At 72.4% G+C, this 26,343-nt stretch carries 20 protein-coding genes; 6 read left to right on the forward strand and 14 right to left on the reverse strand.

The window, feature by feature from the left end; all coding sequences use genetic code 11:
* The first annotated feature begins 84 nt into the window (after positions 1 to 84).
* The 3 genes from Dsi01nite_RS37405 to Dsi01nite_RS37415 are packed head-to-tail and all read left to right on the forward strand — an operon-like array spanning position 85 to position 3,069.
* Positions 85 to 309, forward strand: coding sequence for a helix-turn-helix domain-containing protein (locus Dsi01nite_RS37405; protein ID WP_033359767.1), 225 nt, complete (start codon positions 85 to 87; stop codon positions 307 to 309).
* Positions 306 to 1,073 (forward strand): enoyl-CoA hydratase/isomerase family protein, encoded by a 768-nt coding sequence (locus Dsi01nite_RS37410; protein WP_203851099.1) that lies wholly within the window; start codon positions 306 to 308, stop codon positions 1,071 to 1,073. Before Dsi01nite_RS37405 ends, Dsi01nite_RS37410 begins: the two co-directional genes overlap by 4 nt.
* A gap of 58 nt (positions 1,074 to 1,131) precedes the next feature.
* A complete protein-coding gene (locus Dsi01nite_RS37415) occupies positions 1,132 to 3,069 on the forward strand; it encodes an ABC transporter ATP-binding protein (protein WP_203851100.1) in 1,938 nt (645 codons plus the stop codon).
* Between the two features lie 1,860 nt (positions 3,070 to 4,929).
* Here the strand turns inward: Dsi01nite_RS37415 and Dsi01nite_RS37420 are convergent.
* The 9 genes from Dsi01nite_RS37420 to Dsi01nite_RS37460 form a co-directional block, all read right to left on the reverse strand.
* Positions 4,930 to 5,751, reverse strand: a complete 822-nt coding sequence (locus Dsi01nite_RS37420) for a caspase family protein (protein WP_203851101.1) — start codon at positions 5,749 to 5,751, stop codon at positions 4,930 to 4,932.
* A gap of 72 nt (positions 5,752 to 5,823) precedes the next feature.
* On the reverse strand, positions 5,824 to 8,373 hold the full coding sequence (locus Dsi01nite_RS37425; protein ID WP_203851102.1) for a CHAT domain-containing protein: 2,550 nt from the start codon (positions 8,371 to 8,373) through the stop codon (positions 5,824 to 5,826).
* Between the two features lie 86 nt (positions 8,374 to 8,459).
* The gene (locus Dsi01nite_RS37430; RefSeq protein ID WP_203851103.1) at positions 8,460 to 8,915 is read right to left on the reverse strand and encodes a hypothetical protein; all 456 of its coding nucleotides are present in this window, start codon (positions 8,913 to 8,915) and stop codon (positions 8,460 to 8,462) included.
* 6 nt (positions 8,916 to 8,921) lie between these two features.
* Positions 8,922 to 10,622 carry a S8 family serine peptidase gene (locus Dsi01nite_RS37435; protein ID WP_203851104.1) on the reverse strand — a complete coding sequence of 567 codons (1,701 nt, stop codon included), beginning with the start codon at positions 10,620 to 10,622 and terminating at the stop codon, positions 8,922 to 8,924.
* 134 nt (positions 10,623 to 10,756) lie between these two features.
* On the reverse strand, positions 10,757 to 11,518 hold the full coding sequence (locus Dsi01nite_RS37440) for an SDR family oxidoreductase (protein ID WP_203851105.1): 762 nt from the start codon (positions 11,516 to 11,518) through the stop codon (positions 10,757 to 10,759).
* Positions 11,499 to 11,966, reverse strand: coding sequence for an SCO6045 C-terminal-like domain-containing protein (locus Dsi01nite_RS37445; protein ID WP_203851106.1), 468 nt, complete (start codon positions 11,964 to 11,966; stop codon positions 11,499 to 11,501). The genes Dsi01nite_RS37440 and Dsi01nite_RS37445 overlap by 20 nt, the downstream gene beginning before the upstream one ends.
* On the reverse strand, positions 11,963 to 12,784 hold the full coding sequence (locus Dsi01nite_RS37450; RefSeq protein WP_203851107.1) for an MbnB/TglH/ChrH family RiPP precursor modification enzyme: 822 nt from the start codon (positions 12,782 to 12,784) through the stop codon (positions 11,963 to 11,965). Before Dsi01nite_RS37450 ends, Dsi01nite_RS37445 begins: the two co-directional genes overlap by 4 nt.
* The gene (locus Dsi01nite_RS37455; protein WP_203851108.1) at positions 12,772 to 13,722 is read right to left on the reverse strand and encodes a TIGR04222 domain-containing membrane protein; all 951 of its coding nucleotides are present in this window, start codon (positions 13,720 to 13,722) and stop codon (positions 12,772 to 12,774) included. Before Dsi01nite_RS37455 ends, Dsi01nite_RS37450 begins: the two co-directional genes overlap by 13 nt.
* Before the next feature lie 76 nt (positions 13,723 to 13,798).
* Positions 13,799 to 14,386 carry a TetR/AcrR family transcriptional regulator gene (locus Dsi01nite_RS37460; RefSeq protein ID WP_203851109.1) on the reverse strand — a complete coding sequence of 196 codons (588 nt, stop codon included), beginning with the start codon at positions 14,384 to 14,386 and terminating at the stop codon, positions 13,799 to 13,801.
* A gap of 125 nt (positions 14,387 to 14,511) precedes the next feature.
* Between Dsi01nite_RS37460 and Dsi01nite_RS37465 the strand changes: the two genes are divergently transcribed.
* Entirely contained in the window at positions 14,512 to 15,159 is a 648-nt protein-coding gene (locus Dsi01nite_RS37465; protein WP_203851110.1) for an HAD family hydrolase, read from the forward strand.
* A gap of 158 nt (positions 15,160 to 15,317) precedes the next feature.
* Positions 15,318 to 16,223 carry a serine protein kinase RIO gene (locus Dsi01nite_RS37470; RefSeq protein WP_203851111.1) on the forward strand — a complete coding sequence of 302 codons (906 nt, stop codon included), beginning with the start codon at positions 15,318 to 15,320 and terminating at the stop codon, positions 16,221 to 16,223.
* A gap of 119 nt (positions 16,224 to 16,342) precedes the next feature.
* Here Dsi01nite_RS37470 and Dsi01nite_RS37475 read toward each other — a convergent pair whose 3' ends face one another.
* Both Dsi01nite_RS37475 and Dsi01nite_RS37480 read right to left on the reverse strand, forming a co-directional pair.
* A complete protein-coding gene (locus Dsi01nite_RS37475; protein ID WP_203851112.1) occupies positions 16,343 to 17,872 on the reverse strand; it encodes an MFS transporter in 1,530 nt (509 codons plus the stop codon).
* Between the two features lie 84 nt (positions 17,873 to 17,956).
* Positions 17,957 to 18,910, reverse strand: coding sequence for a quinone oxidoreductase family protein (locus Dsi01nite_RS37480; protein WP_203851113.1), 954 nt, complete (start codon positions 18,908 to 18,910; stop codon positions 17,957 to 17,959).
* Positions 18,911 to 19,102: 192 nt separating this feature from the next.
* Between Dsi01nite_RS37480 and Dsi01nite_RS37485 the strand changes: the two genes are divergently transcribed.
* Entirely contained in the window at positions 19,103 to 22,084 is a 2,982-nt protein-coding gene (locus Dsi01nite_RS37485; protein WP_203851114.1) for an Hsp70 family protein, read from the forward strand.
* Between the two features lie 120 nt (positions 22,085 to 22,204).
* On the opposite strand, the gene Dsi01nite_RS37490 is transcribed toward Dsi01nite_RS37485, so the two are convergent.
* The 3 genes from Dsi01nite_RS37490 to Dsi01nite_RS37500 all read right to left on the reverse strand — a co-directional run bounded on the left by Dsi01nite_RS37490 (position 22,205) and on the right by Dsi01nite_RS37500 (position 26,318).
* Positions 22,205 to 24,973, reverse strand: a complete 2,769-nt coding sequence (locus tag Dsi01nite_RS37490; protein ID WP_203851115.1) for an aconitate hydratase — start codon at positions 24,971 to 24,973, stop codon at positions 22,205 to 22,207.
* A 246-nt stretch (positions 24,974 to 25,219) separates the two neighbouring features.
* Positions 25,220 to 25,597 (reverse strand): hypothetical protein, encoded by a 378-nt coding sequence (locus Dsi01nite_RS37495; RefSeq protein WP_203851116.1) that lies wholly within the window; start codon positions 25,595 to 25,597, stop codon positions 25,220 to 25,222.
* A gap of 193 nt (positions 25,598 to 25,790) precedes the next feature.
* On the reverse strand, positions 25,791 to 26,318 hold the full coding sequence (locus Dsi01nite_RS37500; RefSeq protein WP_203851117.1) for a YbhB/YbcL family Raf kinase inhibitor-like protein: 528 nt from the start codon (positions 26,316 to 26,318) through the stop codon (positions 25,791 to 25,793).
* Between the last annotated feature and the right edge of the window lie 25 nt (positions 26,319 to 26,343).

Here is a 26,343-nt window from a genome sequence, read left to right on the forward strand (position 1 = left end):
GTCGATATCTAGCGCATGATCGTTCGAGGCGGTCTAATAGGTGGGACCGCACCAACCGCTCTGTCTGGGACGTGAGGGATCAGCATGGCAGCCACCGCCACCACCAGCACCGAGAAGGGTCGCCGGATCGTCGGCGCCGAAAGGCAGACACTGGCGAAGGACCTCGTGAAGCGGTACACCAACGGTGAGAGTATCCGCGCGCTCGCCGCTTCCACCGGTCGTTCCTATGGATTTGTGCACCGGGTGCTGACCGAATCTGGCGTTCAGCTTCGTCAGCGTGGCGGTGCCCGGCGCCGCAAGAAGGCGTGACCGCCACTCCCTCTCCGGGAGAGGCGCGTTTCGGCGGGGCCTCGACAGAGGCACGCTTCGACGTCGATGGGCCGGTCGCGACGGTGACGTTGGACCGGCCCGAGGTTCTCAACGCGCAGACCCCCGCGTTGTGGGCCGACCTGCGGGCGTTCGGCCGGTCACTGCCGGGCGACGTGCGGGTGGTGATCGTGCGCGGATCCGGTCGGGCCTTCTCAGCCGGGCTCGACACCTCGGTCGCCGCGACCATGCTCGGCGGCGTCTCCGAAGCGCAGATCGCGCAGTACCAGGAGGCGTTCGCCTGGCTCCGGCAGCCGTCGCTCATCTCGATCGCGGCGGTCCACGGCCACGCCATCGGCGCCGGCTTCCAGCTCGCCCTCGCCTGCGACTTCCGCGTCGTGGCCGAGGACGTCAAGTTCTGCATGGCCGAGGTCACGCTGGGACTCGTCCCGGACCTCGGCGGCACGAAGCGGCTCGTCGAGCTGGTCGGTTACGCGCGGGCACTGGAGCTGTGCGTGACCGGCCGGCGCGTGCCGGCGCCGGAGGCGTCGCAGATCGGTCTCGCCAACGTGGTGGTGCCCGCCTCGGCACTGTCCGACGCCGTGAGTGATCTCACCGCGGCCGTCCTCGCGGGTTCGCGGGACGCGGTCGTGGAGATCAAGGCGCTGATCGCGGCCGCCGGCGGGCACACGTTCGCCGAGCAGGAGGCCGTCGAGCGGGCCGCGCAGGTCCGCCGGATCCAGGACCTCTCGGGTCTCGGCGAATAAGTTTTGTCGTACCCCCCGGGCATGCTTGGGTGAACTTCACCGAACCCGGGGGTAAGCGATGACGTCGCCGAGCAGCATGGCGGGCTGGGAGACGCTGCGTTCCCTGCGCAAGGCCGACGAGCTGGCGGGCAAGCGACTGGCCCGCGGCACGGCGAAGCGGATCCTCGCGTTCGCCCGGCCCTATCGCAGTGACATCAGCGTCTTCCTGGTCACCGTCGTCCTCGGCGCGGCCATCGGCGTCGCCACGCCGTATCTCGCCGGCGACGTCATCAACAAGATCAACGCTGGTGGTCCCGACGCCGGCACGGCGGTCGTGCGGGTCGCGCTGCTCATCGGCGCGCTCGCCGTCGTCGACGCGCTGCTGTCCCTCGTCCAGCGGTGGTATTCGGCCCGCATCGGCGAGGGCATCATCCTGTCGCTGCGCACCCAGGTGTATGGCCACGTGCAGCTCATGCCGCTGCAGTTCTTCACCCGCACCCAGACCGGCGCCCTCGTCAGCCGGCTCAACAACGACGTCCAGGGCGCCCAGCGCGCGTTCACCTCGACCCTGTCCGGCGTCGTCAGCAACGTCATCCAGCTGGTCCTCACCGCCGCGGTGATGCTCACCCTCTCCTGGCAGGTGACCCTGCTGTCGCTGGTCATGCTGCCGGTCTTCATCCTCCCGGCCCGCCGCGTCGGCAAGCGCCTCGCCGCGATCACCCGCGAGGCATACCAGCTCGACGCCACCATGAACGCGACGATGACCGAGCGCTTCGGTGTCGCCGGCGCGCTGCTGGTCAAGCTGTTCGGCCGGCCGGAGACCGAGGCGACCCGCTTCGCCGACCGGGCCGGCCGGGTCCGCGACATCGGCATCCAGTCCGCCATGTACAGCCGCGTGTTCTTCGTCAGCATGCTGCTCGTCGCCTCGCTCGCGCAGGCCCTCACGTATGGCCTCGGCGGGTGGTTCGCCGTGCACGGCCAGATCACCGCCGGCACCGTCGTCACCCTCGCGCTGCTGCTCACCCGGCTCTACGGTCCGCTGACCGCGCTGTCCAACGTCCGCGTCGACGTGATGAGCGCGCTCGTCTCGTTCGAGCGGGTCTTCGAGGTCCTCGACCTCGCCCCCGGCATCGCCGAGCGCCCCGACGCCCGCCCGCTGCCGGCCGGCGCCGCGAAGGTCGAGTTCCGCGACGTGCACTTCCGCTACCCGAGCGCCGCCGAGGTCTCCCTCGCGTCCCTCGAGGACGTCGCGTCGCTGGACCGCACCGTCACCGACGAGGTGCTCAAGGGCGTCTCCTTCACCGTGGAGCCCGGCCGGATGGTCGCGCTCGTCGGCCCCTCCGGCGCCGGCAAGTCCACCACCGCGATGCTCGTCCCGCGCGTCTACGACGCCACCGCCGGCGCGATCCTCGTCGGCGGCGTCGACGTCCGCGACGCCACCCTGCAGTCCCTGCGCGACACCATCGGCGTCGTCACCCAGGACTCCCACCTCTTCCACGAGACCATCGCCGACAACCTGCGCTACGCGAAACCGGACGCCACCGACGACGAGATCCGCACCGCCCTGCGCCGCGCCCAGGTCGGCGACCTCGTCGACTCCCTCCCCGAGGGCCTGGACACCGTCGTCGGCGAGCGCGGCTACCGCTTCTCCGGCGGCGAGAAGCAACGCATCGCCATCGCCCGCCTCCTGCTCAAGGCCCCCTCCATCGTCATCCTCGACGAGGCCACCGCCCACCTCGACTCGGAGTCCGAGGCCGCCGTCCAGCGCGCCCTCGCCGAGGCCCTCACCGGCCGCACCGCCCTCGTCATCGCCCACCGCCTGTCCACCATCCGCGACGCCGACCAGATCCTCGTCGTCGACGGCGGCCGCATCGTCGAGCACGGCACCCACGACTCCCTGGTCACGGCGGGCGGCCTGTATGCGGAGCTGTACCGGACCCAGTTCGCCGTCATCGACTCCCCACTGCCCGACGCCACCACCTTTCCACCCGACCCCCTCCCAACCCCGATCCCATAGCCCCGCCCCCAACCCCACCCAGCCGTTGATCGGCGCATGCCCGCGGGTCATGCGCGGATCGTGGGTCGTGCGTGGGTCGTGGGTCGTTGGTTGTGCGCTGGTCGTGGGGTTGTTGGTCGTGCGTGGGTCGTGGGTTGTGCGTGGGTTGTTGGTTGTGCGTGGGCCGTTGGTCGTGCGTGGGTCGTGGGTCATTGGTTGTGCGCTGGTCGTGGTCGTGGTCGTGATCGTGCGTGGGTCGTGTTCGATTTCGGTGCCGCGAGTGGTGTCCTAACCGGCGTTGTGTGCGGCCGCTGGCCTGCCCTTGCGCTCCTCGCGACCCACCTTCGGGCAGCCGCAATCGCGGGTCGTGTCCGCTGTCGTGGTGTTCGAGTGGCCGGGTGGCGCCTTGGATGTAGCGCCTTGGATCACGAACGATCCGGCGCATCCGCCGCCGCGTCTCGGTGAAGCGCGGGAGGCGTCCGCACGCCCCTTTCACGCTTTCCGGCGGACATCCGCGCGACGTCCCGTCCCGGGCCCTCGGTCGATGCCGGCACGGTGACCGCTCGCGACGTGCGTCGCCCAGACCGTCGCCTGGCGCGCGGGGTCGAGCGGTCGGGCGGGCAGATCGAGGTTGTGCATGGGTGATGCGGACAGCCGGCCCGCGGCTTCGATCATCAGGAGGGTCCGCTCCCGGCGGGGGAACAAGCAGGCGAACGGGCTGATCCGGGGCCTCGGCAGTGCCGGATCGTGGGCCGGGCGTCGTTGCCGGATTTCTCCACAACCGGAAGGATCCCCGGGCCCCTGACCCCGGACATCGTTCCGCTTGTCGCGTCACCGCCCGCTGGGCAAGGCCCCGCACGGCACGACGCTGCGGACCGGCCGTCCCGGCGGGCCACGAGACGATTTCGATCCAGCCGTGAGCAGGTGTCACGGCCGCGTGCGCGGCCCACAGCACGGAACGGCGGTGTGGCCGAAGTGCAGCGGGTCTGCCATCACTCCGCAACCGTGGCTGCCGAAGCGGGCGGGCCCGCCAGCCGTACACCACCTTCCGTGGACGCGACCGTGAAATGATCTTGTCGGCCGGTTGGTGGTGCGACAGGTCGAAGGATCGCTGGGGTCAGGTGCCCGGGATCGTTCGGGTTGTGGGGATCCGGCGATGTCGCCGCGTGTTCCGGCCTCCGGTCCGGCGCTGTCGGTGTCCGGATCGGCCTCTTTGTCGGCCTGTGCTGTGCCGGTGGTGGATGTTCCCGGTGATCGACGTCGCCGGCTGGCTGTCAGCGCGGCCCGTGCACGACTTCGATCACGGCGCCGGTGAACGAAGTCGCGGACCGGTCGATCTGGGTGACCGTGCGGCACTTCGATCTGTGACCGGGCGGCGGCGGGGCGGCGTGAAGTCCGTGCCGGGGCACTGCTGCGCGACCGGGCGCCTGCCGGTGTCGGCGTGAAGTCCTGGTCGGGGCGTCGCGTGTTTCCGCGGAGGCGGTCGCCGGAAAGCGCTGCGACCATGCCGGCCGGGTCGTCGCGTGCTCGCGTCGCCGTGGTCGGAGTCGCTGGTGGGTCGTCCGGGTGGCGGTGGGGCGGCTTCGATCACGGGCAGGGTGGTGGTCGATGGCCGGGTTGTGGCTTTTGTGGGATTGGCGGCGTGCGATCCGCTCGCAGGTTGCGCTGTGGATCGCACGCCGTCTATGGCCGCCGGTGCCGTGGCTCGGGGGAGTGGCTTTCCGTCGATCGCGGCTTGGCGGCAAATCGGTGGTGATGGGCATTGTCGGGCGTGTTCCGGCGTTTCCGGGCGTGCGGCGCCGGTGATTGACTAAGGCCGTTGCCGTTGACGTCGGTCAATGTGAGCCGGCGGTCAAGGCCTTTCGAAATGCGGTGGCGGGGTCAGGCGAGCAGGGGCCAGGCGAGCTGCGCCGGGCTGGCCTGCAGGGCCGGGGTCTGCGGGTAGTTCTGGCTCGGCAGCTGCGCCCGGATCGCCCTGAGCCAGTCGCGGTACGTGGCGCCCGGCGGCAGCTCCGCGAGCGCCGTCAGCGCCACGTACGTGAACGCGCCGTTGGGGCGGCCGGAGAACGTGGCGTCGTACGAGTACTCGGTGTCCCGGCAGGCGGACAGCAGCAGCGCGGCGGAGCGAGGACGGGACCGCGCCCCGCCACGGACAGCCGACCCGGCAGCCAACCCCGCAGGCAACCCCGCAGCCAACCCCGCAGGCAACCCCGCGGGCGGCGGGAGGAACGTCGACGGGGCAAGGAAGCGGCTCGAACAGCGATCGTCGCCGAGCGGGCGGCTCAGCCGGGCCAGCGTCCCCGAGTGGCAGGAGTCGGAGATGAGCACGGTGCGCACACCGGGGTCCGCCGCGCTGAACAGCGTGGACAGCTCGTCGTCCAGCAGCGGGCCGTTGGCGGCGACGTCGTGCGGGCAGATGGCCTCGTCGCGGTTGTCGGGCTCGTCGCCGTCGAGGTCCGGGACCCAGGTGCCGTGGCCGGAGTACGTGATGACGACCGCGTCGCCGGTGGCGGCGCGGGAGAGCAGGTCGGCGATGCCGGTGCGGATCGCGGTGCCGGACGCGGCGCTGTCGAGCAGGGTGCGGACGTCGAAGCCCCGGGCGGACAGCGCCGCGGTCCAGTCGGCGGCGTCGTTGCGGCAGCCGTACAGGTCGTTCGAGACGCCCGGGTAGTCGTTGATGCCGATGCAGAGTGCGAGTTTCATGGTGTCCCCCGTGAACACGCGTCGAAACAAAGAGATGGACGTAGTAGAGGCGCCGTGGGGACGGGGGAAGGTTCAGCCGGCGCCGAAGCAGACGAACGGGGTCGCCTCCGGCAGGTCCGCCAGGGCGCGGGCGGGGGTGACGCCGGTGGCGACGGCCCGGTGGTAGTGCGCCATGACCTTGGGGCCCAGCTCGTCGGGGATGCGGGCGACGCTGGCCACGACGTTGGCGGTGCCGGCGTGCAGGAGGGCGGCGGTGAACCCGACCAGTTCGTCGCCGGCCCGCACCACCGCGCGGCCGACGTCGCAGGCGGACAGGACGACCTGGCCGGGGGCGGTGCCGAGGCGTTGCAGCTCGTACGCCAGCAGCGGGCCGTCGCCCAGCTCCAGCCGGGAGAACAGGACGTTCTGCGTGTCGTGGTGGCCGTGCGCGGCGACGTGGACGACCGGTGCGGCGTCCATGCCGGCCAGGACGTCGGTCGCGGTGGCGGCGGCGCCACGCAGGACGCGGCCTCTGGGATACAGGGCCGCGATCGCGTCGATCTCCGCGTCGGCGTGCAGGAGGTCGGGGCCCGCGACCAGCAGCGGCGAGCCGGTGGTCGCGGTCCGGTCGGCGGTACGCGCGGCGAGCCACACCGAAGCCGACGGCGCCACCGAGACCGGGCGTCCCCGCAGGCTGGGCAGGAGGCCCCAGGGCAGGACGGCGAGCTGCCGGGTGGGCACCAGGATGACGTCGTGGGTGCCGAGCGCTGCCCGTACCGGAGCGATCAACGCCTGGTCGAGGGTCGTGGCCTGCCGGTCGGCGCTGGCGCGGACCACCGCCGCGAGTTTCGGGGGCAGGCGCCGGTCGGCGGCGGTGTCGAGGTCGCTGAGCAGGCGGCGGACGGACTCGGCGACGGGGGCGTACGCGCCGAGCTCGACCGAGGTGATCGTCCCGGAGGCGAGGACGAGGGCGTGCAGCTGGTCGCGGCGCACGAGGTAGGTGACCATCGACTGGCCGGCGCGGGCGAGCTCGGCCAGGACCTCGGCGTCGGTGGCGGCGCCGTGGCCCTCCTCGGTGTCCGCGGCCCACCAGCCCTGGCGGCGGATGCCCTGTTCGAGCTCGCTGCAGCGGGCCCGCAGCAGCGGCTCGGGGCGGCCTTCGAGCTCGGCGAGGCGGACCGCCCGGCGCAGCTGGCGCAGCTCCGCGAGGGCGTCGGCGACCTGCGGGTCCTGCGGCGGCAGCACCGAGCGGGTCCGGAACGACTGGGCCCGGGACCGCTCCGACCAGTTGAAGACGAGGCCGGGCGGGCCGAGCGACCACGAGATGTCCAGCCCGACCGTGCCGAGGTCCGCCCCGAGCGCGGCCACGCTGCTCTGCAGCTCCAGGCTGCCGAACCGGCGCCGGTGCTCCTGCAGCGTGGCGAGCCCCTTGTGCAGCTCGTCGAGGGCGGGGCGCGGATTGCCGTCGGCGCGGTGCAGCTCGGCCCGGGTGAGGCGGCGCAGCAGGCGGGTGTCGAGGGGCACGTCGGCCGGCAGGACCCGCCGCGCCGCGACCCGCTGCTCGGCGGTGGGGGTGTCGCCCGCGGCGATCCGGGCCCGCAGGGCGAGCAGGTCGGCGCCGCCGGCGTCGTGGCGCAGGCCGAGGTCCCGCAGTGTCGCCGCGAGCCGGGTGGCCTGCCTGGCCACGGCGAGGAGTTTACGCCGCGTCGTCGCCTCCGGCGCGTGATCCGCACCGGCGGTGACCCGCGCGGCGGCGGCGAGGTCGACGCGGACCTGGAGGGAGGCGGCCAGGGCGGCCCAGGCGCGGTTGTGGCGGCGGGTGAAGCGGGCCCGGGCGCGGGCGCTCCACAGGGCGGCGGCGGCCAGGTCGCCGCTGCCGAGGGCGGCCTGGGCCCGGGCCAGTTCGGCCTCGCCGAGGTCCTGGCTGAGGCGGTGGCGTTTGAGCAGCTCGATCGACTGGTCGAGCTCCTCCGCGGCGGCGGTGTCCAGGCCGGCGCCGAGCAGGGCCCGGCCCCGGTCGAGCATGGAGATGGCGAGGAACCCGTCGGCGTGCAGGCGGCGCAGCGAGTCGGCCGCGGTGTCGAACGTCTGCAGCGCCGCGGGCACGTCGCCGTCGGCGAGGGCGCAGTAGCCGAGGTTGTGTTCGGCCTTGGCGGCGAGCAGGTCCAGGCCGTGCGTGCCGGCGAGGTCGTGGCACTGGCGCAGGTCGGCGCGGGCGAGACGGACCCGACCGGCGGTGAGGTGCACGACGCCGCGGTTGAGCAGGGTGCGCGCGAGGACGGTGGGCTCGCCGTGCTCCTGCAGGACGGGGACGGCGGCGTCGAGCAGCTTCAGGGCGGCGTCGATCTCGCCGCGGCGCAGCAGGAGCAGGCCGCGTTGCTGCAGGACGGTGCCGACGTCGGCGAGGTCGGCGAGGGTCTCGGCGCGGTCGAGCAGCTCGAGGCCGCGGTCGGTGCGGCCCTGCTCGGCCTCGGCGTGGGCGAGGGTCAGCAGGAGCCTCGCGGCGAGCGCGGGCGCGGACGGTTCGCCGTCCGGCCACCCGAGGAGCCGCAGCGCCTCCGCGGCGTGCCGCGCGGCGGTCGCCGGCTTTCCGGCGGCGCCCGCCTTCACCGCGGAACGGTGCAGCCGCACCGCCCGGGTCACCAGCTGGGGCTCGGGAGGGCCGTTTCCGGGTATGCGTATAGCCCGCGCGGGTTCGCGCGGGTGGGACGGGCCGGGCGGTTCGTCGGCTACACCACGAACGATGGCGTCACCACCGTCAGGACGCCATCGGCTACTTGGTCGGTCGTGGCATGCACCCGGATCTGCACCTCGCCCCGGCTGATCCGGGCCGCGGCGAAGCGGCCGCCCTCGTCGGTGTCCATCGTCTGCGGGCCGTCGACGGTGCGCAGCTCGATGCGGCAGGCCACGGGCGGGGCCAGCCAGCCGTCGAGGCGGACGGTGCCGTTGGTGCCGGCGGTCCACTCGACCATGATCGTGAGGCTGGCGGACTCGAACGTGGCCCGGGTCGTCTCCTCGTCGCCGCGGACCCCCGCCAGCAGGCCGGCGGGGGGTTGCGGGACGAGACGGCAGACCTCGATGTCGAAGCCGGTGATGCTGAGGGAGAAGAGCAGGTCGGCGGGGACCGGGTCGACGATGCCGGCGATGCGGCGCAGTTCGGCCAGGAGGGTGTCGTCGTCGTCCATCGCGGCCTACCCGGGGAATCCGTCGAGGGCCTTGAGCGCCCGTTGCGCGGTGGACTTCGCGTCGAGGTGGTCGAGGCGCAGCTGCGGGTCCTCGGCCGCGTTGGCGAGGAGCAGCGCGGCGACCTCGGCGGCGCCGAGACCGGCGGCGAACGAGCTGCCGCTCCAGGAGGCGAACCCCCGGGTGTAGTCGTCGGCGTCGAGGGTCTCGCGGCGGGCGGGCCGGCCGCCGGCGTTGCCGGCCGGGGTGGTGTAGGCGGCGCCGCGGCTGCCCTGGATCTTCGGGTACGTGCTGACCAGCGCCGAACCGGGAGCCCAGTAGCGGACCCAGGGACCGTCGTTGCTGAACATGGCCTTGGCGTCGTTGGGCTGGAACGCGCCGACGCTCATCACCGGCAGGTCCCCGTCGCAGCGCAGGGCCGCGGGGTAGAACTCGCGGGACGTGGCGTGGTTGCCGGCGGCGGCGACCACGACGACCCCGGCGGCGAGGAGACGGTCGACGTGTTCCTGGAGGCGGATGGTGTACGTGGCGTCCGCCGCGTTCTCCAGGTAGTAGCCGAGTGAGAGGCACACGACGTCGACCATGCTGCCGCCGGTGCCGGCCTGGGCCGCCTCGACCTGGTCGGCGAGCCGGTCGAGGGCGATGAGCAGGTCGCTCTCGTAGACGACGCCGTCGCTGTGCATGACCCGGATCTGCAGGACGGTCGCGTCGGGGGCGACCTGGCGGATGAGGCCGCCGATGAACGTGCCGTGGCCGGTGTGGCTGCCAAGCTCGCCGGCGACGGAGCCGGTCCTGATCTGCCGCTCCCACGCGTCGCGGATCCGCTGCAGCGAGTGGCCGGCGGCGATGAGCTGCTCCTGCGCGGCGAGGATCGAGGCCTGCAGCTCGGCGTCGACGGCGGTGAACCCGTCCTCGGGCAGCGCCGAACCGGCCGGTGCGGGCACGTCCAGCCACTCGTGCGGGGAGATGCCGGTGTCGAGGACCGCGACGACGGGCCGGCGGTCGCCGAGCTCGGCCGTGGTGCGCCGGCGGGGCGGCTGCAGGACCAGGTCGACCGGCTGGCGGCCGGCGCCGCCGGCGAAGCGCCAGGCGCTGCCCTCCGTCATGGGGGAGCCCTCGGTCATCGGGGACCCCTCCGTCATGGGGGAGCCCTCCGTCATCGGTGAACCCTCCGTCATCGGAGAGCCTTCCGTCATGGGGGACCCCTCGGTCATCGGCACCCCACCGATGGAGGCGCCGAACAGCAGGTGGTCGAGGGACAGGTGCGCGCCGTGGCCGCTGGCCCGCAGTGCCTTCAGCGCGGCCCACGCGTCGATGGACTCGGGGTCGCCGCCGTGCGCCGCGACGAGCTGCACCGCCCGCACCCGCCGCCGTGCGGCCCGCTCCCGGACCGGCCCGTCCGGACCGTGGCCGTCGCGGCCGTGGCCGTGGTGGTGGCCGTGGTCGTGGTCGCCGGGCGCGGAGGCGGCGAGGCGCATGCCGGTCGCGGCCAGGGTCCGGTTGCATCGCTCGAGCGTCTCCGGCTGCTCCGCCGCCGGCTCGGTCGACAGCAGGACGCCCGCGCGGTAGACCGTCGGGGCGGACGCGCCGTCGCCGGACTCCAGGACGCGCGCGCCGTGGCGGCGCAGCACTGCCGTCGACGGCAGCCAGGGCGTCGACGGTGGTGCGCCGTTGTCATCGCCGAGGTCGGCCTGCGCGTCCCCCGTCATTCGCCGGCAGCGTAACTGCATGTGGCTCTCCGTCCCCGCGGGGCGCCGCCCGACTGATGACAGCGCCGTCTCACCTGACTAGAGGGGACCCGAACGACTTCTGATACAGGAAATTCAGAAGGCATGCATTTGCCTCAGAAAGCGCTGGTCACGCCGCCGTCGACGGGCACGGCGACGCCCGTCAGGTAGCTCGCCGCCGGCGACAGCGCGAACGCGGCGACCCGCCCGAACTCGGCCGGGTCGCCGAGCCGGCGCAGCGGGATCGCCGCGGCGGCCTCGGCCTGCGCGGCGGGGCTGTCCAGCAGCGCGAGGTTGCGGTCGGTGAGGATCCGGCCGGGCAGCAGCGACACGACCCGGATGCCACGGGGGCCGAGCTCGTTGGCGAGGTCCTTGGCGAACCCGGCGAGGCCGGGTCGCAGCCCGTTGGAGATCGCGAGGCCGTCGAGGGGGACCCGGACCGACGTGGACAGCACGAGGCCGATGGCGGCGTCCGCACCGTCCGGGACGGTGCCGATGGTCTCGGCGACGAGCCGGGCGAGCCGGACCGTGCCGAGGAAGATGGTGTGGAACGCGGCGAGCCAGGCGTCCTCGCCGGTGCCGGTCGCGGTGCCGCGCGGCGGCCCGCCGACGGAGACGAGCGCGCCGTCGAGCCGGCCGAAGCGCTCCCGGGCGACGGTCATGAGCCGCGGGCCGGTGCCGGGGTCGCCGAGGTCGCCGGTGATCCCGGCGGCGCGGTCCTCGCCGAGCGCGGCCACGGCGGCCTCGACGGTGCCGGCGGTGCGGCCGCTGACGACGACCTTGGCGCCGTCGCGGACGAGGGCCTGGGCGGTGGCGAAGCCGAGTCCCCGGGAGGCGCCGGTCAGGACGTAGACACGGTCACGCAGGCCCAGATCCATGCCGTGATGGTAGAAGACGTGTGGGCAGAAGGCGTGTGGGCAGGAGGCGTGCGGGTAGAAGGCGCGACGGCAGGCGGCGGAGCCGGGCGGCCAGCCGGTTGCGGGGGACCGGGGCGGTGACGCCGTCGTAGGTGAAGGCGGCCTCGCGCTCGGCGAGCTCTTCACGGGCGAGCGGCGGCAGGGTGTCCTTGACGGCGCGGGCGAGGTCCCAGCCGTCGCGCAGCGAGCCCTGCGGTGGGCGGCCCTCGGCCCAGTGCCCGAAGGTCGCGTGCCAGCCCTCGCCGAACGACGCGGCGAGGAACGGCCAGGCACGGGCCACCTCGCCGGCCCGTTTGCGGCGGAGGGCGGCGCGCGTTGCCAGTACACCCGCCGCAGCGAAACCCACTGGGACGTCACCGCCGGCAACGAGCGCCTCGACCAGGGCCCGCTGTTCGTCCGCCAGGGTCATGCCGTGATCCGGGGGAGGCCGGCGGCGGCGCTGAGCGCGTCGAGCTCGCGGGTGAGCTCGGCGGCGGGTGGGTAGCGGCCGTCGCGTTCGAGCATCAGCGCCGGTGGGGTGGTCCGCGCGCACAGCTCCTTGACCAGGTCGAGGACCTCCGGCGGGGTCGCGTCGGTGTGGGTGTCGTGGTAGAGGCCGTCGTGCTCGGCACCGCCCGCGACGTGCACGTAGGCGATCCGGTCGAGGGGGAGCGCGTCGAGCAGGTCGGTCGGGGACTCGTCGCGGTTGCGGGCGTTGGCGTAGACGTTGGCGACGTCCAGCAGGAGCGGGCAGCCGGTCCGGTCGAGGATCTCGGTGAGGAACTGCGCCTCGGTCAGCTCCGGGTCGGGCCAGTCGAACAGGGCCGCGATCGGCTCCAGGGCCAGGGCGACGCCGCCGAGCGCGGCCTGGGTGCGCCGGACGTTGGCGACGATCGCGTCGACGGCCTCCCGGGTGCGGGGCACCGGCAGCAGGTGCCCCGCCTCGACGCCGCCCGCCCGCACGAACGCGATGTGCTCGCTGACCAGCGGCGAACGCAGCAGCTCGGCGCACCTCGCCAGGTGCGCGGCCCGGGCGTCGTCGACGGGTTCGGCCCCGCCGAGGGACAGCTTGACGCCGTGCGGCACGACCCGGACGCCCCGCTCGACGAGGTCCATGAGCAGCTCCGGCGGATGCCGGAGGTGTACGGACTCCGCGACGACCTCGGTGAACCGCAGCCCCGGCAGGGTGGCGACGTAGCCGGCGATCTCGGGTCGCCAGCCGATGCCGACGCCGGTCATCCCCCGCACCCTCCGCCGCCGCCCCCGCAGCTGGACCCGCCGCCGCACGAGCTGGAGCTCGACGAGCAGCTGCTGCTGGAGGAGCTCGAGTCGGAGCTGGAGCCGGAGTCCCAGCCGCCGAAGTCACCGCCGCCGCCGCTGGCCGCGACGTGCCGCTGCAGCTCGGCGGCCTCCGCGAACTCGGGGTCGGCGAGGAAGAACGCGCCGGCGCCGAAGAGCCCGATGCTCAGCGCCGCAGCCTCCGGGCCGTAGGTCCGCCATGACGGCGACTGTCGCGGCGACAGGTGGTGCGCCCGCATCCGCATCCGGGCCAGCAGCCGCCTGGCGTTGGTGGCGACCCGCGGCACCCGCAGGAAGAGCAGCGCGATGAACAGCACCGGCAGCACGAGCATCAGCAGGAAGCCGACCGGGCGGTCGTTGAGGACGCCGGCGACGATCCGGGCGACGCCGAGCGCGACGGCCGCGAACACGATGAGCGACCCGGTCCGCACGGCCCGGCGCCGGTCCTCGTCGAGCAGCCAGCCGGCCAGCTTGAGCTGCTCCTCGGCGCGGTTGAGCACGTCGATGACGGCGGCGTCGGTCTGGACGGTGCGCGCGGTGACGCCCCGGCCGGTGGCGGCGATGATGGCCCGGTCGAGCTCGTTGGCGCCGGCCGGCGTGCGGTCGGTCTGCCGCAGCGTGCCCCGGCTGTCCGCGTCGATGGCGCGGGCGGCGCGCAGGGCGGCGAGGGAGCTGTAGACGGCCAGCTTCCGGTCGCCGGTGATCAGTGCGGCCTGGGTCGGGGTCAGGTCCCGGGCCCGGCGCATCGAAGGCCCGCGCAGCGCTGCGCGGCGCCAGATGAACGCGGTGATGATCGCGAGCACGGCGAGCCCGGCATACAGCCACAGGAAGTCCGGGCCGGCGATGCCCCAGGTGTCACCGGCTCCCGCCACGATCGATGTCCTCATGGGGTCAGTGTGGGTCCGGTTGTCCAGCAGCGCCCGTCACCGGATGGACACTTGAGGAAACCTTGTGACCGGGTCGTCACGACCTTCGGACGGCGCCCTCGACCAGGTTGAGGACGGCCTCGAGGTCGTGCACCGGGCGCCCGGTGGCCAGGTGCAGCACGAGGCCGTCGTATGCGAGCTCGAGGAACTGGGCGAGGATCCCGATCGGCACGTCGGCGCGCAGGACTCCCGCCTCCCGTTGGCGCTGGAGCCGCTCGCGGGTCGCCTCGGCGACGGCCTCGGAACGGGCCGCCCAGCGTTTCGCGAACTCGGGGTCGGTGCGCAGCCGGCGGGACACCTCCAGCTGGCTGCCGAGCCAGCCGGCGACGTCGCCCCCGTCGTCGGTGGTCGTGGCCGCCCGGTGCAGCAGGTCCCGCATGACCTGGACGAGGCCGTGCTGGGCGACCGTGGCTACCATGGTCGCGGCGTCGTCCTCGGCCACGGCGAGGAAGAGCGAGTCCTTGTCCCGGAAGTGGTGGAAGATCGCGCCGCGGGACAGGCCGATCTCCTCTTCGAGCCGCCGCACGGTGGCGCCCTCGTAGCCGTGACGGGCGAAACAGGTCCGCGCGCCGGTGAGGATCTCCTTCCGGCGTGCGTCGAGCTGGTCCTGGCTCACCCTGGGCACGAGACTGATTATGCAAGCCGTACATACGGTTTGGCACATCGCTGCACGCTCCGGGACGGCACGTTGAGCCAATCCTGTGGAAACAGCATCTGTTCGTTGTCATTCGGGTCACGTAACCTGCCCGCGTGCCCCTGTTGTTGCTCTCCCTGGACGACACCCTGCTGGACAGGGCAGGGGCGTTCCGCGCATGGGCGACCGACTTCCTGGGACGGGTCGGCGCACCCGCCTACGACCTGGACTGGCTGCTGTCCGTCGACGCCGACGGGATGGGGTCCACCTGGGACGTCGCCGAGGCGATCAAGGAGCGCTACGGCCTGCGTGAGGCGGCGATCGACCTGGTCGAGGAGATCCGGGGCGAGCTGATGGGCCGGGTCCGTCTCGACCCGCTGACCGCGTGCGCCCTCGCGATCGCCGAGGACGCCGGCTGGGTGCCGGTGGTCGTGACCAACGGCGAGACCCGGCAGCAGGAGGAGAAGCTGCGCAAGACCGGGCTCGACCGGTACCTCGCGGACTGGATCATCTCCGAGGACGTGGGGGTGCGGAAACCCAATCCGCGGATCTTCGCGATCGCCGCGGAACGGGCGCGGATGCGGCTCGGTGGGGCGTGGCTGATCGGTGACAGCCCCGAAGCGGACATAGGGGGCGCGGCGGGCGTCGGGATGCGCAGCGTCTGGCTGCACCGCGGCCGCCGGTGGTCCGAGCCCCGCTACGCGCCGACCCGGACCGCGGACGGGGTGATCGCCGCGATCGCCGAGGTCATGGCCTCGCGGTAAATCGCTTGACGCTCCCGGGTGGGTGCGCGAGAGTGCTTGGGAGCTTCGCATCTTCGCGAGGGTCGGACTGAGAGAGGGGGGTGGGTAAGCATGACTGCCGTCACGGCGCGATTCCGCATGCCGACTTCCGCTTCCTTCTCAGTCCTGGAGACCTCGCGTTGCGTGACAACGACTCTTTTGGCACGTCTGCACCACTGAACCGCCGCCGTCGCAAGTTCGACGACGACGACCCGACCTTCGTCAAGCGCTTCTCCCCGTCCACCGATCCCGTCTGGGACGAGGTCGAGGAGGAGACCGGCTGGTCCTCGTGGAGCGCGCCCGGCGTGCAGCACGGACCCGCCCCGATCCCCGACTGGGTGATCACCGAACACGCCGCCAAGGACACCGACCGCGGCGTGCTCAAAACCGGCAAGGAAGCCGACGTCCACCTGGTGGAGCGCGGCATCCCGGACACCGACCGGCGGGTCCTGCTCGCCGCGAAGCGCTACCGGTCCTCCGAGCACCGCCTCTTCCACCGCGACTCCGGCTACCTCGAGGGCCGCCGGGTCCGCGAGTCCCGGGTGACCCGGGCGATGGCCGGGCGCACCGCGTTCGGCCGGGAGGCGATCGCGGGACAGTGGGCGCAAGCCGAGTTCGGCGCGCTCGCGCAGCTGTGGGAGCTGGGCGTCAGCGTCCCGTACCCGGTGCAGCTGCTCGGCACGGAGGTCATGCTGGAGTTCATCGGCGACGCCGACGGCACGGCCGCGCCGCGGCTCGCCCAGACCCGGCCCGACCAGGACCTCCTGGCCGACCTGTGGTGGCAGCTGGTCGACGGGTTGCGGGTGCTCGCCCGCGCCGGGGTCGCCCACGGTGACCTGTCGCCGTACAACACCCTCGTCCACGGGGGGCGGCTGGTCATCATCGACCTGCCGCAGATCGTCGACGTGGTGATCAACCCGAAGGGGCCGGACTTCCTGGCCCGCGACGTCGCCAACATGGCGAAATGGTTCACCGGCAAGGGCTTCACCGTGGACCCGGAGCCGCTGATCGTGGAGCTGCTGCACGACGCGGGGATGCGGGTCTGAGCACCAGCGTGGCCCGCCCGGTGTTGTGGCCGGGCGGGCCGCGGGTGAAAGCGGCGGGGAGGGTCGGTCCGCCGCTTCCGTCTGTGCAGGGTTTCTACCTTGCTCAGTTCACGAGGGCCTCAGCCCATGTGGACGGCGCCCTCCGCGGGCACGTCGTCCTTGCCTGCCTTGACGAACACGATGACGATCACGGCGGCGACGACCAGCAGGGCCGAACCCCACCAGAACGCCGTCACGTAGCCGTGCACCATCGACTCCAGCTGGGTGGCCTGCGGGTTCGGTGCCTGCGCGTGGTCCTTGTAGTACGAGGTGGCCGCGGTGATCGCCACCGTGTTCAGCAGCGCCGTGCCGAGCGACCCGCCGACCTGCTGGCTGGCGTTGACCACGGCGCTCGCCGCGCCCGCGTCGTGCTCGTCGACGCCGACCAGCGCGATGTTGCCCAGCGGCACGAACGTGCAGCCCAGACCGAAACCGAGGATCAGCATCGAGGGCAGGACGTGGGTCGCGTACGCGGTGTCCACGCCGATGCGGGTCAGCAGGATCATGCCGATCGCCGCGACGACCCCGCCGGTCGCCATGATGGGCTTCGGTCCGATCTTCGGCAGCAGCCCGCTGGACAGGCCGGCGGCGATCAGCACACCGACGCTGATCGGCAGCGTCCGCACCCCCGACTGCAGCGGCGTGTAGTGCAGCACCAGCTGGAAGTACAGGCTGACGAAGAACACCGCACCGATGAACCCGGCGCCGATCAGGGTCGAGGCGAGGTACGCGCCGCCACGGGTGCGCTGCAGCACCACCCGCATCGGCAGCAGCGGGTTCTTGATCCGCGTCTCGACGACCACGAACAGCGCCAGCAGGAGCAGCGCCACCCCGATCAGGCCGAGCGTGACGGGGGAGGTCCAGCCGTACTTGAGCTGCTGCCGGGCGTCGGTCTCGCCGGCCTTGGTGAAGCCGTACACGAGCAGGCTCAGGCCCAGCGTCGCGAGCACCGCGCCCGGGATGTCGTACTTCGTGTTGCCCTGCGCCTTGCTCTCCGGGACGATCCGGACGGCCAGGACGATCGCGATCACCGCCACCGGGATGTTGACCAGCAGGCACCAGCGCCAGTTCGCGTACTCGGTGAGCACCCCGCCGAGGACCAGGCCGAGCGCGGCGCCACCGCCGGCGATCGCGCCGTAGACCCCGAACGCCTTGGCCCGCTCCTTCGCGTCGACGAACAGCACGCTCAGCAGCGCCAGGGACGCCGGCGCCAGCAGCGCGCCGAACACCCCCTGCAGGGCGCGGGCCAGGAACAGCGACGTCTCGTCCCAGGCGGCGCCGCCGAGCGCGGAGGCGATCGCGAAGCCGAGGATGCCGACCACGAACGTGCGCTTACGGCCCCAGTAGTCCGCGACCCGGCCGCCGAGCAGCAGCAGGCCGCCGAACGTCAGCGTGTACGCGGTCACCACCCACTGCTGGTTGGCGTCGCTGATGCCGAGGTCGGCCTTGGCGTGCGGGAGGGCGACGTTGACCACGGTGGCGTCCAGCACCACCATCAGCTGCGCCACCGCGATGATCACCAGCGCGAGCCACCGGCGGGGATGCGCGTGCAGCGGCACCGTTTCCCGCAGCTCGTGCTTACCGTGATGTTCCGTCGCCACGTGGCTCATGCGCGATCCCCTCCTTCGACCATTGAAAGGTCTAGTCGGGGAACATTTCCGGGGTTCGCGCAGGCCCGCCGCTTGAGATCACGATCACGGAATAATGAGCAGCTTCCCGGTCGTCCGGCGGCCTTCGAGCTCGGTGTAGGCGTCCCGCGCGCCGTCGAGCGGGTGCCTCTTCGTCACGGCGACGTCCACCACCCCGTCGGTGATCCACCCGAACAGTGTCCCGGCGCGCTCCAGCAGCTCGTGCCGGGCGGCGATGAAGTGCACGAGCGTGGGCCGGGTGAGCGAATACGAGCCCTGCATGAGCCGCAGCGGGTCGAACGGCGGCACCTTCCCGCTCGCCGCGCCGAACAGCACCAGCGTGCCCCGCGGCCGCAGCGCCTCGAGGCTGAGGTCGAACGTGTCCTTGCCCACGCCGTCGTACACCACGGCGGCGCCGTCGCTGACCTCACGGACCGCGGCGACAGCGTCGCTGTAGGCGACGGCCCGCACGGCGCCGTCGGCCCGGGCGATGTGCCGCTTCTCCTCCGTGCTCGCCGTCGCCACGACCCGCCCGCCGAGGTGGGTCACGATCCTGGTCAGCAGCCGGCCCATCCCACCGGCGGCGGCGTGCACCAGGACGGTGTCACCGGCGCGCACTGCGTAGGAGTCGTGCGTCAGGTAGTGCGCCGTGAGGCCCTGCAGGATCGCCGCGGCCGCCTGCTCGGTGCTGATCTCCTCGGGTACGGGCACCAACCGGTCCGCCGGGACCACCGCCTGCTCGGCGTGGCTGCCCGGCACGCCAGTCCAGGCGACCCGGTCACCGGGGGAGAGGCCCTCGACGCCGTCGCCGAACCGCAGCACCGTGCCGGCGCCCTCGCTGCCGAGCGTGAACGGCAGGTCGACCTGGTACATGCCGGTGCGCTGATAGACGTCCATGAAGTTGACGCCGCTCGCCTCGACCAGCACCAGCACCTCACCGGGCCCCGGCTCCGGGGCGGGCAGGTCCTTGACCTGCAGCACCGACTGGTCGCCGTGCTCCTCGAACACCACCGCGCGCATATGCACCCCTGTCATTAGCTCCCCGGGGCTGGCGCCCCGCGGTTCCGTGGGGGTTCCCACCCCACACCCCCCATGCGACGCTGCGCGCCGCACTCAACCTCTGCGTCGTGTCGGCTTCCTGTCTACCCCAAACCGCCGATCGGAAATGTCGTACCGCTGCCGTACGATCCCGGGGTCTTTGGAGGTGAGCACGTGGGGCCGACCCATCGTCTCGCGATCGATCTGGGCACCTGCCACACCGTCGCGGTCGTCCGCCGCGGCGACGAGGCACCCCGGGCCCTGCTGTTCGACGGGTCGCCGGTCATGGCGTCGGGCGTCTACGCCGACGAGAGCGGCCGGCTCTCCGTCGGGCGCGACGCCGAGCGGCTCTCGCAGCTGGCCCCGTCGCGCTTCGAGCCCTTCCCGAAGCGCAGCGTCGACTCGGGCTCCGTGCTGCTCGGCGACGCCGAGGTCACCGTCGTGGAGATGCTCGCCGCCCTGCTCAAGCGGGTCGCCGACGAGTCCCTGCAGGCCGGGGTCAACCCGGTCGGCTCCACCGTGCTCACCTGCCCCGCCGACTGGGGCGGCCAGCGGCGCGGCGTCCTGCTCGAGGCGGCCCGCGCCGCCAACCTCGGCCCCGTCGTGCTCGTCGACGAGCCCATCGCCGCCGCCACCTACTGCCTGCGCGTCCTCGGCCAGCAGGTCGCCCCGCTGCAGTCCCTCGCCGTGTTCGACTTCGGCGGCGGCACCCTCGACGTGTCCGTGGTGCGCCGCGAGCCCTCCGGGTCCGGCGGCGGCGGCCTGCGCGTCCTCGGCGTCGGTGGCCTCGACGACCTCGGCGGTGTCGACATCGACGCCGCGCTCGTCGGCCACCTCGGCCAGCTCATCCAGCTGCGCAACCCCGAGATCTGGCAGCGCATCGCCAACCCCGACAGCACCGCCGCCCACCGCGACCGCCGCGTGCTGTGGAACGAGGTGCGCGCCGCGAAGGAGATGCTGTCCCGCGCCGCGTCCGCCCCCATCCACGTCCCCGGCACCGAAGAGGCCCTGCACGTCACCCGCGAGGAGCTGGAGCGCGTCGCCGGCCCGCTCATCGACCGTGCCGTCGACGAGACCCGCCGCGTCCTGGAGCGCGCCGGCGTCGACGTCCGCCAGCTCGCCGGCATCTTCCTCGTCGGCGGCTCCTCCCGCATCCCGCTCGTGGCGAGCCGGCTGCACGCCCGGTTCGGCGTCGCGCCGGTCGTGCCGGAGCAGCCCGAGCTGCCGGTCGCCTATGGCGGCATGCTCGCCATCGCCACCCCGCCGCAGCAGCTCTTCGACGGCCCGCCGGTGGCCCAGCCGCGCCCGGTCTCCGGCGCCCCGGTGCCGCCCGGCCACTCACCGGCGTTCCCGCCGTCCACCGCGTTCCCGGTGTCGGCCGGCTTCCCGGTCTCCGGCACGCCGGCCACGCCGACCTCCCCGGGCGCCTACGGGTCGCCGGCCGGTCTCTCCCAGACGTTCAACGTGGCGCCGCCGGCGGCGCCGGCCTCGCCGCCCGGGGTGCGGCCCGGCTCGCAGGGACCGTCGTTCGCCACGCCCGGGGGGCCGCCGCCCGGCCTCGCCCGGCCCGGCGTCCCGGCCGGCATCGGCGCGCCCGGTGCCCCGGGTGCGTTCGGCGCGCCCGGCGCCCCGGGGGGCTTCGGCGCGCCCGGCGGGCAGGGCGGGTTCACCCCACCGCCGGTGATCGTGCGGCCGCGCCGGCGCAGCACCGCCCCGTGGATCGCCCTGATCATCGTCCTCGCCCTGATCGGTGGCTGCTTCTGGGGCGGTTCGAAGATCTTCGGCTGGATGGGCGACCAGTTCGAGGCGGCCAAGGACGGCTTCCCGGACGTCACGACCACCGGCGCGGACGGCAAGCCGCAGAACGTGAAGATCGAGGGCCTGACCGCTGGCGAGCCGCTGAAGATCGGCGGCGACGGCAAGTTCACCGCACTCGCCGGCAACGGTGTCGTGTTCACCGCCGTGGGCAATGCGGGCAAGGTCGACGTCGAGGCGTTCGAGCCGACGGGCAAGAGCCGCTGGACCGTCAACGTGCCGATGGACCCGACCGAAATCAGCCTGCGTCAGGTCGGCAACCTCCTCATCGTCGACGGCGACGGCGACACCACCCGCGACGACAAGGACGCCCGGGCGGTGATCGACATCGGCACCCACACGGTCAAGTGGACCGCCGAATGGGACTACCGGATCGACCTGTTCTACGTCGGCACCGACGCGATCACCGAGATCCGCCGGGGCAGCACCGCCGTGCAGCGCACCGACCTGCTCACCGGCCAGGCGAAGTGGAGCCACCCGGGCAAGGGCGGCTTCATCACCAGCGGCGACCGGCTGGCCAAGCCGGTGGTGACCTGGCCGGGGGCCAAGCCGAGCGGCGCGCTCGTGCCGAGCTACGGGCTCGACTTCCAGCGCTACATCCCGTTCCAGGAGTCCCTCGACGTCGACCCGGGCGTCATCGTCCAGATGCAGGCCGAGAACAAGGTCGCCACGATCGACACCAACACCGGCGCCGTCAAGGCCAGCGGCACCATCGCCTCCGGCGGTGACCTGCCGTGGTCCGTCTACGCCGGCCTGGCGATCTTCAAGAAGAAGAACACCAACACGCTCGTCGCGTACAAGCTGGACGGCTTCGGCCAGGCCTGGGAATACAAGGCGGCCACCGGCGCCACCGTCGACGACTTCCGGCCGTGCGGCGACAAGCTCCTCTGCGTGAAGATCGACGCCACCAAGGACTCGGTGGTGGCGCTCGGCACCGACGACGGCAAGGTCCGCTGGACCAAGCCGATGGAGTCCGAGGCCAACTGGTATGTCCTGGACGGCCGGCTCTTCATGGGCTCCGGCGCCTTCACGAGCGTGCAGGAGCCCGTCCTGCTCGACCCGGCGAACGGCAACGACCAGAAGACCATCGGCAGCGCCCTGCTCAGCAAGATGGCGTATGCGGGGGCCGGCGGCCGGGTCGTGATGCTGACGATCCGCAACTCCGGGACCAAGTCGATCCCGGTCGTCGCCCTGGTCAACGTCGCCGACGGCAACGTCGCCGGCGCCGCCGACTACGCCCCCGACTCCAGCGCGTACGAGGCCAGCGCCTCCGCCGACGCGATCGCCCTCATCGACGAGGAGAACCGGACCGTCTACCGCTTCGGGATCCCGGCGAAGTAGGCGGGGCCGGCCGGCGTGATGCCGACCGGCCCGCCGAGGTATCGCCCGGCTGCCGGCGCGTGTGATGGCATGGGGCGGGCCGGCCACGTAACGTGACCGGCCCGTTGTCGTGCGGTGGGGTTACGCCTCGATCATCTTGCGCAGGACGTACTGCAGGATGCCGCCGTGGCGGTAGTAGTCCGCCTCGCCGGGGGTGTCGATGCGCACGACGGCGTCGAAGTCGACGCCGGTGTCGGTGGTGACCTTCACGGTGCGCGGGGTGGAGCCGTCGTTGAGCTGCTCGACGCCGGTGACCGTGAAGGTCTCGGTGCCGGTGAGGCCCAGCGACTCGGCGTTCTGGCCCTGCGGGTACTGCAGCGGCAGCACGCCCATCCCGATGAGGTTGGAGCGGTGGATGCGCTCGTAGCTCTCCGCGATCACGGTGCGCACACCGAGCAGGGCGGTGCCCTTCGCGGCCCAGTCGCGCGACGAGCCGGAGCCGTACTCCTTGCCCGCCAGGATGACGAGCGGGGTGCCGGACTCGGCGTACGCGACGGAGGCGTCGTAGATGGTGCTCTGCTCACCGGTGAGGTGGTTGACCGTGACGCCGCCCTCGGTGCCGGGGGCGAGCTGGTTGCGCAGGCGGATGTTCGCGAACGTGCCGCGGATCATCACCTCGTGGTTGCCACGGCGGGAGCCGTAGGAGTTGAAGTCCTTGCGGTCGACGCCGTGGCCGGCGAGGTACTTGCCGGCGGGCGAGTCGGCCTTGATCGAACCGGCGGGCGAGATGTGGTCGGTGGTGACCGAGTCGCCGAGCTTCGCCAGGACCCGGGCGCCGCTGATGTCCGTGACCGGGGACGGGGACGTGGCCATGCCCTCGAAGTACGGGGGCTTGCGCACGTAGGTGGACTCCGTGTCCCACTCGAACGTGTTCCCGGTCGGGGTCGGCAGGGACTGCCACGCCTCGTCACCGGCGAAGACGTCGGCGTAGCGCGACTTGTACAGGTCGCTGCCGATCGCCGCGGCGATGGTGTCCTCGACCTCCTTCGGCGTCGGCCAGATGTCGCGGAGGTAGACCGGCTGGCCGTCGGAGCCGGTGCCGAGCGGCTCGCTGGTGAGGTCCAGGTCCATCGTGCCGGCGAGGGCGTAGGCGACCACCAGCGGCGGCGAGGCCAGGTAGTTCATCTTCACGTCGGGGTTGATGCGGCCCTCGAAGTTGCGGTTGCCGGACAGCACCGACACGACGCTGAGGTCGTGCTCGTTGACGGCGGCGCTGACCGCCTCCGGCAGCGGGCCGGAGTTGCCGATGCAGGTGGTGCAGCCGTACCCGACAAGGTTGAAGCCGAGCTTGTCCAGGTAAGCGGTGAGCCCCGCCCGCTCGTAGTAGTCGGTGACGACCTTCGAGCCGGGCGCCAGGGTCGTCTTCACCCACGGCTTGGTGGTGAGGCCCCGCTCGACGGCGTTGCGGGCGAGCAGCCCGGCGCCGATCATGACCTGCGGGTTGGACGTGTTGGTGCACGAGGTGATCGCGGCGATGACGACGGCGCCGTGGTCGAGCTCGAAGTCGCCGACCTGCACCGGCTTCGACTGCCTGCCGTTCGCGCCGCGGGCCGCGGACACCAGGTCGTGCGGCTGGTCGCCGTTGGACTGGATGTGGTTCGCGGGCGGGTCGCTGGCCGGGAACGACTCGGCGCTGGCCTCGTCGGCGGGACCCTCGATGCCGCCGTCGGTCACGTAGTCACCCAGTACACCTCGGAACAGCGGCTTCGCGCTCTTCAGCGGCACGCGGTCCTGCGGGCGCTTCGGGCCCGCGAGGGACGGCTCGATCGTCGACAGGTCCAGCTCGAGACGCTCCGAGTAGTCGGGCTCGGCGGCCGGGTCGTGCCAGAGGCCCTGCTCCTTCGCGTACGCCTCGACCAGGGCGACCTGCGCCTCGTCGCGGCCGGTCAGGCGGAGGTACTTGATCGTCTCGTCGTCGACCGGGAAGATCGCGACCGTCGAGCCGTACTCGGGGCTCATGTTGCCGATCGTGGCGCGATTGGCCAGGGGCACGGCGCTGACGCCGGGGCCGTAGAACTCGACGAACTTGCCGACCACGCCGTGCTTGCGCAGCTTCTCGGTGATGACGAGGACCAGGTCGGTGGCGGTGCAGCCCTCCGGCAGCTCGCCGCTGAGCTTGAACCCGACGACCCGCGGGATGAGCATCGACACGGGCTGGCCGAGCATCGCGGCCTCGGCCTCGATGCCGCCGACGCCCCAGCCGACGACGCCGAGGCCGTTGACCATCGTGGTGTGCGAGTCGGTGCCGACGACGGTGTCCGGGTACGCCTGGCCCTTGCGCGGCATGACCACCGGGGCGAGGTACTCGATGTTGACCTGGTGCACGATGCCGGTGCCCGGCGGCACGACCTTGAACTCGTTGAACGCGGTCTGGCCCCAGCGCAGGAACTGGTAGCGCTCCTTGTTGCGGCCGTACTCCAGCTCGACGTTGCGCTCGAAGGCGTCGGGGCGGCCGAACAGGTCGGCGATGACCGAGTGGTCGATGACCAGCTCGGCGGGGGCCAGGGGGTTGACCCGGGTCGGGTCGCCGCCGAGCTCCACGACCGCCTCGCGCATCGTGGCCAGGTCGACCACGCACGGCACGCCGGTGAAGTCCTGCATCAGCACGCGGGCGGGGGTGAACTGGATCTCCACGCTGGGCTCGGCGGTGGCGTCCCACGCGCCGAGGGCACTGATGTGCTCGGCGGTGATGTTGGCGCCGTCCTCGGTACGCAGCAGGTTTTCGAGAAGGATCTTCAGGCTGTAGGGCAGGCGCTCGGCGCCCTCGACCTTGTCGACCTTGAAGATCTCGTAGCTGGCGTCACCGACGCTCAGCTGGCTCTTGGCTCCGAACGTGTCGAGGCTCGCCACGGCGTTGCTCCCTCAAGTCAATCAGGCGGGTGTCAGGGCAAAGTCTTCCGCAACCGGGCGGCCCGGTTATCGTCAATCAAGAAAACCGTACGTCCGTCTTGTTAAACCCGCAAGCGTGTACCAAGCTGTGAAACATGATTCACCACGCCTGGTGAACGTGCTCAGCGGGCCTGCTCGGGTGTCGGTTCTCGCGGCCCGGCTTGTTTCTCGCGGCTTGCAGTGCATTGTGGGGTTGCCGACAGTGCGCTACAGGTCCACGGACCACCAGTCGCCCGGGACCGGGTGGAAGCCGGCCTCGCGGAGCAGGTCGTGATCGTCCGGCGGGAGTGCCGCGGCGAGCCGGTGCGCGGACCCGGCGCGGAGCGCGTCGATGAGCCCCTGCAGCACCTGCACGGCCAGGTCGTGCCGTCCGGGTGGAGCGGCGAGGCGGAGCAGCCTGACCGTGGTCCCGTCGGGCCGGACCGCCGCGAGGGCCGCCGCGGGCTGCTGGTCGTCGCAGACCGGATCGACCAGCTCCCACCACTGCACCTCGGGCGTGGCCGGCGTGCCCCAGCGGGCGGTGACGCGCCGGGTCACGGCGAGGCGGTGTGCCGGCACGCGCCGGACGAGGAGAAGGGGATCCACGCCATCAACTGTGCGTGACCGGTCTTGCAGGACCCTTGCCGTCGATTTGCGACCCGGCCGGGGGTGATGCGGCCCCCGGCCAGGTCGCGCGGCGTCGTGTGGTTCAGAAACCGAACGTGGAGAGTCGTGTTGTTCAGAAACCGAACGTGGAGAGTCGTGTTGTTCAGAAACCGAACGTGGAGAGCCGTGTTGTTCAGAAACCGAACGTGGAGACCAGCACCGCGCGCGCGATCGTGTGCGCGACCACGTTGAAGCCCACGACGTTCGCCGAGGCGTCGGCGCCGATGTCGAGGGCGTCGACGTCCAGGGCGTGCACCGCGAAGAAGTACCGGTGCGGGTCGTCCTTCGGCGGTGGGGCAGCACCGCCGAAGTCGCGGGTGCCGTAGTCGTTGCGGGCGTGGATCGCCTCGTCGGGCAGGCCGTCCTTGTCGCCGGTGCCGGCACCCGTCGGCAGTTCGCTCAGGTCCGCCGGCAGGTTGTAGACGATCCAGTGCCAGAACCCGCCGCCGGTCGGGGCGTCCGGGTCGTAGCAGGTCAGCGCGAAGCTCTTCGTCCCGGCCGGGAAGCCCGACCAGCTCAGGTGGGGCGAGGTGTTGCCGCGCTCGTAGACCTGCGCGTCGGGCAGCGTGCCGCCCTCGGTGAGGTCCTCGCTGGTCAACGCGAACGCCGGCACCGCGGGCAGGGAGTCGAACGGCGACGGCGGGCGGGGTCGGTCGGTCATGCGCACGCTCCTAGTGCTGGGCTTT

The sequence above is a fragment of the Dactylosporangium siamense genome (assembly GCF_016862795.1).
GTDB lineage: Bacteria > Actinomycetota > Actinomycetes > Mycobacteriales > Micromonosporaceae > Dactylosporangium > Dactylosporangium siamense.